Genomic DNA, 11848 nt, shown 5'->3' with positions numbered 1-11848 from the left:
ATCATTATTAGTCTTCCATAGCAATTCTTCGGATACGATGATTATTTGAGTCTCCCACCAAGAGACATTCTCTCTTTTCATCCCACACTATACTTGCAGGAAAATTAAAGCGAGCCTCTTTACGTAAATCTCCATCGTTAAACCCTTTCGTACCATCACCATTTGGTCTTCCTGCATATATTTTTACACGCCCAGTAGGTGTCAGAGTACGGACACAATGATTTTGCTTATCTACGAAATAAAAATCATATTCATCCTTTTGCCCTGCATACTCATCGTTTTTCACAAAGCATCCTTGTTGCGGTTCGTTCATGCGAACATTACCTCCAACACCGTCCACGATTCCTGATGCTTCATATTTTCCACAAACCAAATAAGGGGTAGTAAATGTTTTCTCATCAAAGTCATAATCCGCACGATAAATCACATGCTTATTTCTCACCATAATATACATATAGTCACCTTTGGGATGAATAGCGATAAAACATTGTATAGAACCATAAGGCATTTGAATCTTATCCATCTTATAATCACCCGTAACAGGGTCATACCGTCCAATCCATCCTTTATCAAATCGAGAAGTATAAATTTCCCCATTAATAGGATGAGGAATCGCTGCTCTACAACCACGAGCATATATGGCCTTTACCTGTGTTTGAAAGTTTGACTCCGGCGAATAAAAAAATATTCCATTTTTATTGTCTTGAGCAATATCCCTGACAACCATCAGCTGACCGTCATTTGTAAAACTCAAAATATTAGCAGTACCAGCAGCTTCACCTGTAAATTTTATCGACTCCAACGTTTCTTCAGCGAAATCAACAATTCGATGTGTTTTTCCTCCTCCACACACATACAAACGATCTTTGTTATTAGGATCAAAAACCAACCACTCCATTTTTTCCAATCCTCCACAGTTTCCCCATGGACCATCTATGATATCAAAGTTTGTATTTTCGTCCAATATATCAGGCTTTGTCTCTCCGACCAAAGTAGATACCAGCATTTTCTTTTTATAGACAAATTTTTCATCTATCTCTCCATAAGCTAATTCTTCCCCACGTCCGTCAAGAACAGTGACTTCAATATTACCTGCATCGGCACCACGTGGCACAAAACAATACAAATTATCGTTCGTTACAGTAATTACCTTCGCTTCTTTCCCTCCGATAGTTACTTTCACTTTAGTCGGATCATCGCCAAAATTATTTCCATACAATAATAAACGAGATCCCCAACCTCCCTCCTTGGGAATAAAATCAGAAATTACCACTGGCTTACTTGGATCAAAAAGCGCCCCTTTCTCGCCTCCATCATCATCCTTACAGCCAATGAAGCAAAAACTAACCAATGTCAGTAATCCCCATAGGAAAAGCCAACCATGATTTTCTGTTTTCATTTTCATAATACATTGATTTTAAATGTTAATAAATATATTCTTAATATTAAAATTCAATAGCAAATCATTAAACTCAGATTATAAACTATTTAAAGACTGGTATCAGATCGGAATTAGAGGGTTCTAGCCCTTTAATATATGGCCATCCATTTTCATCCCACCGTAAACGATCAAGCAAAACAACTCGTCCGTCAGCTACAGCGTCAGCTTTGTAACTATGATAAATCATCCATTCAGTACCCTCATCGTCCTTTATTAAAATACTGTTGTGCCCTGGACCTACCCAAGTATTATTCTTATTAACCACTAGTTTAAAATTATTTTGAAGCATATCTCCTCCTTTGTCATCCACATAAGGTCCCAGCAGATTCTTGGAACGTCCAACAACCGCCCGATAGGTACTATTGAGACCATCGCAACAACTCCCAACAGAAGCAAAAAGATAAAAATAATCACCTCTTTTATAAATATTTGTTGCTTCAAACTTAGCCCCACAGACCTTCTTCAACAATACCGGCGTTCCATCCGTCTTCCTTTTTACTGCTAAACCATCATCCGTTAACTCTGTAGCATAAATGCCGTTAAAACTGCCCCAAAACATATACTTTTTACCATTCTCTTCAATATAGAACTGATCTATAGAATTGCGTACTCCGATTTCTTTCCCATTGATAAGGCACCCATGATCAATAAACGGTCCTTCTGGAGAGTCTGCTGTAGCCACACCAATATGACATTCATCTTGCTTTCCCCATATCGCCCAAGAATAGTATAATACATATTTATCTTTAATATAACGAATCTCAGGTGCCCATATGGCACGGCCCTTCATCGGCTCCCAATTGGACGCGTTTGAGCAGTAAAAGCAGAACCTATATACTTCCACTCTACCAAATCTTTAGAACGATAAACCGGTACATTTCCACCAGTTGCATAAAGATAAAAATAACCATCATTGGCTAAAATTACAGTCGGGTCCGCTGCACTCTGATCAATAATTGGATTCTGATAACTCCGAGAAATAACCATATAGTGTACTGCATCATCATACATTACATTATTATTTCCTGTACCAATTAATTGCAATGGCAGTAGATAATATTTGACAGCCAGCTTCTCCCGACGAATAGAAATCATTCCTTCCATCTGAGAGTCTCCTACACGATAATGTATTTCATCGCCCAATTGATAGCTATTTTGTGGCAATAATTCATAATCAGTCTTATTCAACTGGTTATAAGCAGCGACCAATTCTTCTGCATTATTCGGAAGGCTGAGTTTACAATCAAAGTCACACCAACTACCAATACTTTCATCATTAAGTTGGCTGCTAAGACAAGTCATGATCTTTACATTTGTATCATCTTTATTTACACTCACCTGATATACATTAGAAGAGGCTAAACTCACCTTAGGATAATCAATAAAGAGACTTAGTAATATATCACTCTCACTTTCTTTCACCTTTAGTATATCACTCTTTAATTTTAAAGCAATGACATATTGAGCATTTGTTTTTTTCAACTCAGAAAAGACTTTAGACGGATCAAATTTTATTTCCACATCCACTTGATTAGTGCTTTGATCAAAAACTATATTCTCTGGAGTATAAGAATATAAAGATGCCGGTAAAAGCTTATATGAAGTCTTTTGTCTATCATTATATATAACCAGCTGTTCTTCATTCCATGCTTCTAACTTTGCACCAAGTTCAGAATCTATTTTACCCCCCCCCAGTTTTTTTACTGTGAGAATAAAACAATACTCTTTTTCATTACCGGTTACCGTGATTTTATTCAGACCACTCTGCTGCAATAACAAATATTGATTAGTAGTATTGCCCCCACTTCCAGTAAGTTCATTTTTACTGTTGTCCGAGCCACACGATTCAAATAAAATAATTCCTATTAATAGGTATATAAAACAGCGTATACCCAGAGCTAAACTTTCTTTTATCAATTTATTATTCATCATATATAGATTTAAGTTGAATTTTGTCATTTCTTACGTATGATAATATTTACAATAAACGTCATCCTTTAAACAATCCCTTCAACCAACTATACCTAAATCAAAATTCTTATTATTACAATCTTTATTTTTACCTTTCTTGTTCATGTCATGAAGATTATTATCTTCTGTTAATTGAGTTCTGTCCTGTTGAAAACCTTATATTTATCCTTTTGGATGAAACAAAAGTAGAAAATTCGGATAAATTATAATACTATAAATAGACCAATTAATGGAAAATTAGTCCCAAACTAATTTAAGAATTAAAAAGATCCTTTAGGATATGCTATAACGCCCATTTCAGCTATATAAACGAATCTACCACAGATATCCAACAAGTTAACTATTATGGATTATTCTTTCTTTTATTGAACAATTTGTTTCTCCTTTAATTCGTAACAACTCAACTTCTGATATTCTCATTCATTATTAATATAAGGTAAACTACCATTTATTGCAATATTATTGTAAACCAAGGTCAACATACTGACTAATTTTTCTCTTCCAAATACAAAGTCAAAAAAGCACCCCAATTAATGAAAGTTGTGGGTGCTTTTAGAATCTATTATTAAAATAATTATTATCAGAACAAAGGCTTCGGAAAAGAACGTATTACTCCGTTTAATCGTGGATAGGTTTCCCAAACATTTTGATCTTGATCAGAACTATTCAGATAGCGTGCATCTTCAGTCTTCTTGAGTGTATCATTCATCTTATTACGAAGATGCTCCAATTCTTTCATGTATTTACTATCTCCTACTAAATTATTAAGGCAACCAGGATCTGAACTAATATTATATAATTCTTCATATGAACGTTTTGCCACTGCTTTCAGAAAATAAGGATATATTTCGGGAGTATCTTTTTCATCAATAATAAACCTCCAGGCCGGGCCTTGGTCTATATCAAAATAAGCACTATACATCGGCGTCAAATTTCCCTCCTTATTTATATAGCAAGGATCACCGGCAGGATATCTTTCAGGACAAAAATTCCTTATGTAAAGGAACTCTTTGGTTCTCAATACACGCATAGGATATCCTAAATTATTATATCGCGCAGAACTATGACGTTCTCTTCCTGCAAAAATTGTATTTCGTCCAGTTGTTTTCTTTTGTTTTTTTAGATACGGGAGTATACTATTTCCTGCCTTTTCTTTATATCGAATACCGACAGCATCAAGTATGGTTGGGAATAAATCCACACTACTAACAAGCTCATCACTAACTCCTCCATCTTTAATTCCATCTGCCCAACATATCGCTAATGGAACATGGATACCATATTCGAAGCAGGTTGCTTTAGCCAAAGGGAAAGGCATACCATTGTCGGCCATGACTATAATTAAAGTATTATCAAATTCACCTTCTTCTTTCAATATATCGATAATTTGAGATAATTGACTATCATACCATTCTATTTCAGTACCATAATCCAATAAATCTTTTCTTATAGTAGGATTATCAGGCAGAAATGGAGGCACTTCTGCGTCAGTCAGCCTTTTATCAGCCTTTTCCCAACTATCTTTTTCATAAGGTCGATGTGGTTCATTTGTACCGACCCAAAAATAAAAAGGTTGTTTTCCTTCTCTTCCATGAAGAAATTCTTTGAAATTTTGAGAGTAATTAATGTTAGAGACCCCCTTATATGGAGGATGGATACGCATTTTATTATATTCGGGACCAGCCGGGTTACGCTTGCGCCCTGATATTTTCCAATTTCCAGGTCCCCAGCCTTTTCCGGTGTATCCAATATAATAACCTGCCTCTTCCAATAAATCTGGGAAGCACTTATAATCAACCGGGAAAGAAGAAGCATGCGTACCCGCTTCTTCTATCTGCCAAGGATAAAGTCCTGTAAGTATAGAAGCACGGGAAGGACTGCTCCCGGGAGAAGTCACAAAAGCGTTATTAAATAACCAGCCATTTTGAGCAACCAAATCAAATCCAGGCGTTTTTACTAAAGAAGATTCATATGCTGATGCATGTGGATAAGATTGATCATCAGAAATAACGAATAAAATGTTCGGTCTGTTAGTTACAGCAGCACTGACCTGTGGAATTAGCAAAGAACCAACTAGAGTAGATAAAATGTGTTTATTGCTCATACGTGTGAATATCGAGTTACAGATAGGCAATACACATAGTGTTTCTGGAGATTTTCGTTTCATGTTCTATAGTATTAATTAGCGAATATAAGCTCTGTAAAGCATTGCAAAGAAAGGGAAATTAGAAGAAAAAGAAGAAATTAATTGTTCAAAAAATGAAAGTATCTCTTCTTTTTCTAACTGAAGTTGCTATATTAACAATAGTCGCATTCAGCCAATTACCAAAATGAGCATATCTCGATGGACAATACATGTATATTAAACTATCAAAAATAGTATAATTCACCGCTACACCTTTTCAATAGAGACCAACAAGCGAAAAGGGTTCTATAAGATTATAGTAATCTACTATTTGTATTATGAATATTTTCTTTTCTTTATTGAACAGATTCTTTCTTCCATAACTTTCAAAAGTCATACCTTTGTTACATGAACTATTTTACATTCTAATATGAGAACTAAGCAATCATTATTGATGTTCCTGACAGTTGTTTGGACAGCAACATCTACATTGGGACAACAAACAATCCCTCCTTCATGTTTTACTGATAGTCACGACATCACCTCACTGAAAACTTGGGGGCCTTATTCTAAACGATACGCCGGAATCTCGCATATCCCCGATATGAAAGCCGGAATGCGTTTCGATTTCTCTGTAATGCCAGGCTATTACCGCAATCGTCAACTGATTCCTCATGTGCTTTTCGAATCATCTTATTACCCATGGGATATCAATTCATCCATGAGCCGCATCACATACCGCTATGAAATGGAGTGGAAAGACCGAGTATTTACCGATGTCACCTATTATATATTAGATGAACACCGAACACTGGTAGGTATGAATTGCGTCAATAATACTGCTGTCAATCAAAACTTAGTTCTCAATTTGATGGCATATATCGATTATGAAGGAGAACAACCTCAGTTCAAAATCCCTGAAGATTCAAATATACAGTGGTATAATGCAACCGATTATATATCAAATGAGCCTGTACGCAAATCTCCACAGTATAATTTAGTATACGACGGATGGAAAAGGAACGAAATGCGAACTTCTCAATCACTCAGTGGTTTTGTTCTAGGAAAAGGATTTGGGAGAGATAAGGGAGACAAAGTGAGCTATGAAATAAATATCCTACCTGGAAAAGAAAAAGGAATGATAGGATTCAGATACAATACTCCTAAAGGAAAAACAAGTACTTTTCAAGTAAAAGGAATAACTGAAAGCCGCCTGGAATTACAAGGCACCGGAGAATACAGCATAGTCTCAATCCCTTATTCCTGCAAAGAACCGGGTAAATATACACTAGAGTTAACTTCAGAGGGTACTTATAGTACTGATTTAGATGGTTTCTTTATCGGTAGCGAAGAAGATATAAAGCAAATCAAAATACTACCCAGGAAGCTTTCTTTTATTCCCGAAATTAAATCGGGAAAAACAAAACAAGATTTTATATTAAAATATTCGGAATGTGATAACTATTATGGAATAGCATGGAATTACCAAGAATCTCAGATTCGGGAAGTTCTGGATGACAATCTGGAATCTTTCTTCCGCAAAAAGACTCACGACCATGTATCATCTAGACTAATAGGAAACAGAGAATGGCATTATTCTAATGCTTTTCTACGTCCGATTGTCCTGGCACCTCACTCCGGACAAACCATATACGCCTTAGTCTGCACCGGAACGTCCCAACAAGTCAATGAGCAGATTCAAAAGTTTCATTCCACACCGGAAACTCTAACTTCATTAATACAAAAGGATTCGAATAACTCTGAAGACAGAATATTAGCAGATGGCAAAAAGTATGAATTCGGACGTCGCTTGCTGCAATCAGCATTATTATCCAACATTGTTTATCCCGTCCATACCCAAGGCAATATATCCGGCATTTTACGCCCGGCAAAAATTGGAATAGCCTTTATACATGGGATTCCGGTTTCATAGCTCTGGGATTAATAGATGTGGATATTACTAAGGCTTTTGAGTGTATCAGAGCTTATACAACTCCTGTAGGCAGTGAATCCGCATTTATTCATCATGGCACTCCATTGCCCATACAGATGTATGCCTATTACGATTTATGGAATAATACACAGTCAAAAGAAGCATTGCAATTTCTATACCCACGACTGAAACAGTTCTTTGATTTTATGACAGGTAAGAATCCCTACTCCACAACCCGAATGAAAGGTTCTGGTCTGCTACGAACATGGGATTACTTCTATAATTCAGGAGGATGGGATGATTATCCGCCTCAACATGCTTTACGTGACAAGGCTTCTGTTACTCCAGTAGTATCTTCGGCTTATTATATCAGAGCTGCTAAAATTTTACGTTTAGCAGCAAAAGAACTAGGTCTTAAAAAAGATGTAAAAGAGTATGAGCAAACCATCAAACAACTGTCAAATGCATTACAGACCTATTCATGGGATGAGGAAACCGGTTATTTCGGATATGTAATGCACGATAACGATGGCAAACCTAAAGGCATCTATCGATATAAAGATGGTTCCAACTTTAATAAGGGACTGGACGGAGTAAGCCCACTTATTGCAAACATCTCTTCCAAAGAGCAAACACGCAGAATGATAAACCATGTGTTTTCTCCTGATGAAATGTGGACAGAAGTAGGAATTTCTACAGTAGACCAGTCTGCTCCTTATTATCGTACAGACGGTTATTGGAATGGAGCCGTTTGGTTTCCTCATCAATGGATGGTGTGGAAAGCCTTGCTGGACCTTGGAGAAGGAGAAAAAGCCCATCAAGTAGCAACTACCGCATTAAATACATGGGAAAAAGAATGTAAGGAGAGTTATTATACCTCGAACACTTCATTATCTCCTCACAACGTGGAGCCGGATGGCATCAATTCTCCGGTTTATCATCTCCCATACTCAACTGGTTTGCTGCATACTACCGGATAGGGAAAGTTTCAACCGGCTTCGAGGTATGGATTTCTAACAGTCAGTTCAATGATGATTATACACAGTATCAGGCAGAAATAGCTTTTGATGATTCAACAGTCCCTCATCAACGAACAATTCTTGTTTGTATGAATCCGGAAAAAGATTACCAGGTAACTTTCAATGGGAAAGTGGTGGAAAGCAGAGTATACCATCAAGGATTATTAGAAATCACATTACCTAGTACAAACAAATCGGGAAAACTTACAGTTACATCAATCTAACAGCGCGTAACCACACCAGACTGTATGATAAGTATATTAGTAGGCCAAGTACCAGCTCCTTGTCATATTTCTATGGTAGGTTTCCAAGTACTCGCCTCCGAACCGGACGTACACGTCTCCGTATATCCAGTTCTCCATTAAAGAGTCAGCCTATACTGCCCGAATGAACCTTGAAGTGGCAACTTCAACATAAGGCTATGGTTTTCCCGCGTCTTGCAATCATTAGCTTGTCGGCATATCCTTTACCGCCTAAAGCCTTTAATTTGCGAACGTGGTGCATATCCAATTTGCCTGTTACTCCGCATATCTCACACTTCAGATTTCAACCTATCAATAAGGCTTGTTCTGTTGGCATGATAAACTACGGTAGAATTATCAATATTTTCTCCTATCTCAGGTTTTTCTTCTTGAGAAACTTTCGTTGTAAAATGTCTGTTGCTTCTCTCCTCCCTTACTGCCCTGATATTGTACAGTGAATAAACCATCTTGTTTATATTTGCGGGCAATCTTGGATACTTTGCTCTTGTATTTGCCGGCAAACGTTTTATACATACTATACTCCATGATATACTTGTAAGAGTTGAGTAAAGAACTGTTGTTTGCAATCGCATAATAGTTGTGGAATCCTCTAATCGTGTAGTTATACTTTTGAAGGATTTCCAAGTTATCATTACAGATAATTTTTCTATGCTCCCTCGGCTTCCAGTGTTCTTTCCCGTTGTGAGTTTTTACCTCCAACACTCCGAAATCAAGTAATTTCTTCTTAATGGTTTCCATAGAAATTCTCAATAGAACTTTCTTGTTATATACCCTTGACAATCTACCCGTATTATCTCGTTTGGCAAGATTGGAACGGTTTGCCAAGACCGCATATCCAAGGAATTTCGCCGCTTTTTGACTGTGGGTAATCAGAGTTTTTTCGTCAGAAAATTCGAGTTTCAATTCGGATTCAAGGAAGTTCTTAATATCCTCTTTAATTCTTTAACAATCTTCCTTACTACCAATTACACCAATCAGAAAATCATCGGCATATCTCACATATTTAAGCCTTTTGTATCCATTGTCCATTTCATCAAACTGGGTATCTGCAATCTTGTTCTGTCAATAACATTGAGCTGTTCTACAGCTTTTTTGCGTTCACTCTTAGCCGTTACCGTTTTAAGTTTTTGCATAGCCACTTTCTTCTGAAAATCAAGACTTCTGTGCCCCTCGAAAGGTTTGCGAGTCGCTGTGACTCCCACATCAAATCTCTGGATGTATTCCCATCATGAACTCCTCAAGTCGGTCTAAATAGATGTTAACCAAAATAGGGCTAACTATTCCTCCTTGCGGAGTGCCACTGAAAGTATTGTGAAATGTCCAATCTTCAAGATAACCCGCTTTCAAGAATTTCCTTATCAATCGTAGAAGGCATTGGATCTGAAACCATGTGAGCAGTCTTGAAACTGCCCTTCATAAATGGCTTCGAGAATCATCCGTGTTACTTTCTGTACCAATTTGTCGTCAAAAGATGGCCCCCTAACAGTCGCATTTTCGCGTTTTTCTTTGAAATATACACCCGTCTTGCAGGTTTTGGCTGATATGTCTCCTTTCGGAGTAAGTCAATCAAATCAGCAATCCGAGTTAAACTCATACCGTCTATTGTTTTCCCATCAGAGCCTTCAGTCATATTACTTCCTTTGCATTAATGCGTTGGTAGGCAACATAATACATCTCCTCGTTAAACAAGATTCGATACAGTCGATTGAACTTGTAATTTACTTGCGGACTAGGCTTTGATAGACCGTTTAATACTTTCTCTGAATTTCTCATAATGTCTCGCACATTTTTTCTAAAATTGTATTAAACCTTTAACTGCTCCCTTTTGCCATTTACAAGACTTTCCCTTACTCAAATTACTACAGAAACTCCGTTGTGTCGGATATTCAGAGGCTAAACCTCATAGCCTTGCAGCATTCCGAGTCAGGTAATCCCCGTTTAGCTGTGTACTAACAACAGCATGATAGATTGTCGGATATGGTTTCCACCCTTTACCATTGCCAATGGTTGCGTTACGATAATTTCCAGCTTTTGCTACTGATCTTCTGTATCAGAAGTATCTTAATATGACGAGTTTAGCTATTCTCATGTCAAAGTCTTTGCAACGACCACTTAGGTTGCCATTCAATCAATCAGGATTTTATCCTCGTATCTATATCTTTCATCTCATCATTCGGTCACAAATTTAAGAACTATCTGACTTATGACTTCCCCAACATGCTACACTCCCTGCCGTCTTTCGTTGAACAGATAAGTCGGGTGATGATAGGTTTTGGGAAAGTTACCTAATGCCTTGCTATCGACATATTTACTACACATCCACTACGGGCGCACAAATCACTCACACGGCGTTTTCCTACAACTAACGAATAAAATATTTTAGTGCATTTTTTCATAAAATCGGTATTCTGACTTTTCTCATTCTAGTCTTCAAATTTTCATACCACATCAACCTTCTTGTCAAGATTAAAAGTTAGCGGTTCACAAAATACACCTTATGCATTCATTTTTTCAAGTAGAATTCCATTATAAAGACACCCTTATTTTGTCATTAGTATATTTGGGGAGCGACAGTCCCTTTTTTCCCAAAGCCATCCCACTTTTTCATACATCTAGTAACAGTCCATTTAAGTCTCTGTTTGATTTCGAAGCAAGATAATAAGAATGCTTGCCGATTATTCAGTCATTTTCTCGGGTTAACATCACATTCTTTACATGAGTCCCGTAGAGAACTGATTATAGCCGTGTTTCAGCAGTAGTATTGTTGCTCTAGAACAAATAGTTCTTTCTTGATTATGTTTTGCAGCACATAATTCCGACATGATTAATAGTCAGATATTGTTTTCACATTTGTTATTATCTATAAAAATTCTTCCATTATAATAAGAGATATCTTTGGCAGCAAAAGAGAACTATGATAGTCTATTAAGTCAAATAATAACAGTCATTCTCCTTGAACCATTAAAGCGGTAAAAGCCTTTGCTTCCGTAACCATACTATTTTCCGCCACGCCAATTTTATCGGCTGTCTTTCAGCCGATAAAATAAAAATGCCCGTAAGAAAATATTTTTGTTTTAACATTCCGGTTTATAGAAA

At 36.9% G+C, this 11848-nt stretch carries 6 protein-coding genes and 1 pseudogene; 2 read left to right on the top strand and 5 right to left on the bottom strand.

The genetic code is table 11. The features are described from left to right. Positions 1 to 7 precede the first annotated feature (7 nt). The 4 genes from DXA05_RS21160 to DXA05_RS21150 all read right to left on the bottom strand — a co-directional run bounded on the left by DXA05_RS21160 (position 8) and on the right by DXA05_RS21150 (position 5579). Entirely contained in the window at positions 8 to 1405 is a 1398-nt protein-coding gene (locus tag DXA05_RS21160) for an IPT/TIG domain-containing protein (RefSeq protein ID WP_074911417.1), read from the bottom strand. Positions 1406 to 1484: 79 nt separating this feature from the next. Further along, positions 1485 to 2231: a family 43 glycosylhydrolase gene (locus DXA05_RS28020; protein WP_284515654.1), complete on the bottom strand. Its 747-nt coding sequence runs from the start codon at positions 2229 to 2231 to the stop codon at positions 1485 to 1487. After that, positions 2228 to 3373, bottom strand: coding sequence for a DUF1735 domain-containing protein (locus DXA05_RS28015; protein WP_284515653.1), 1146 nt, complete (start codon positions 3371 to 3373; stop codon positions 2228 to 2230). The genes DXA05_RS28020 and DXA05_RS28015 overlap by 4 nt, the downstream gene beginning before the upstream one ends. A 619-nt stretch (positions 3374 to 3992) precedes the next feature. Continuing rightward, positions 3993 to 5579, bottom strand: a complete 1587-nt coding sequence (locus DXA05_RS21150) for a sulfatase (RefSeq protein WP_225450946.1) — start codon at positions 5577 to 5579, stop codon at positions 3993 to 3995. A 388-nt stretch (positions 5580 to 5967) separates the two neighbouring features. Here DXA05_RS21150 and DXA05_RS28010 point away from each other — a divergent pair, with 388 nt between their 5' ends. Both DXA05_RS28010 and DXA05_RS28005 read left to right on the top strand, forming a co-directional pair. Next, the gene (locus DXA05_RS28010; RefSeq protein ID WP_284515652.1) at positions 5968 to 7470 is read left to right on the top strand and encodes a hypothetical protein; all 1503 of its coding nucleotides are present in this window, start codon (positions 5968 to 5970) and stop codon (positions 7468 to 7470) included. Positions 7471 to 7487: 17 nt separating this feature from the next. After that, the gene (locus DXA05_RS28005; protein WP_284515651.1) at positions 7488 to 8450 is read left to right on the top strand and encodes a trehalase family glycosidase; all 963 of its coding nucleotides are present in this window, start codon (positions 7488 to 7490) and stop codon (positions 8448 to 8450) included. A gap of 447 nt (positions 8451 to 8897) precedes the next feature. Here the strand turns inward: DXA05_RS28005 and DXA05_RS21140 are convergent. Beyond that, positions 8898 to 10525, bottom strand: a pseudogene (locus DXA05_RS21140) (reverse transcriptase domain-containing protein). Between the last annotated feature and the right edge of the window lie 1323 nt (positions 10526 to 11848).

Origin of the sequence: Bacteroides sp. AM54-2NS (genome assembly GCF_003602935.1) — a bacterium.
In the GTDB taxonomy this organism is placed as follows: Bacteria; Bacteroidota; Bacteroidia; order Bacteroidales; family Bacteroidaceae; genus Bacteroides; species Bacteroides xylanisolvens.
This window is presented reverse-complemented; position numbering and strand designations above follow the sequence as displayed.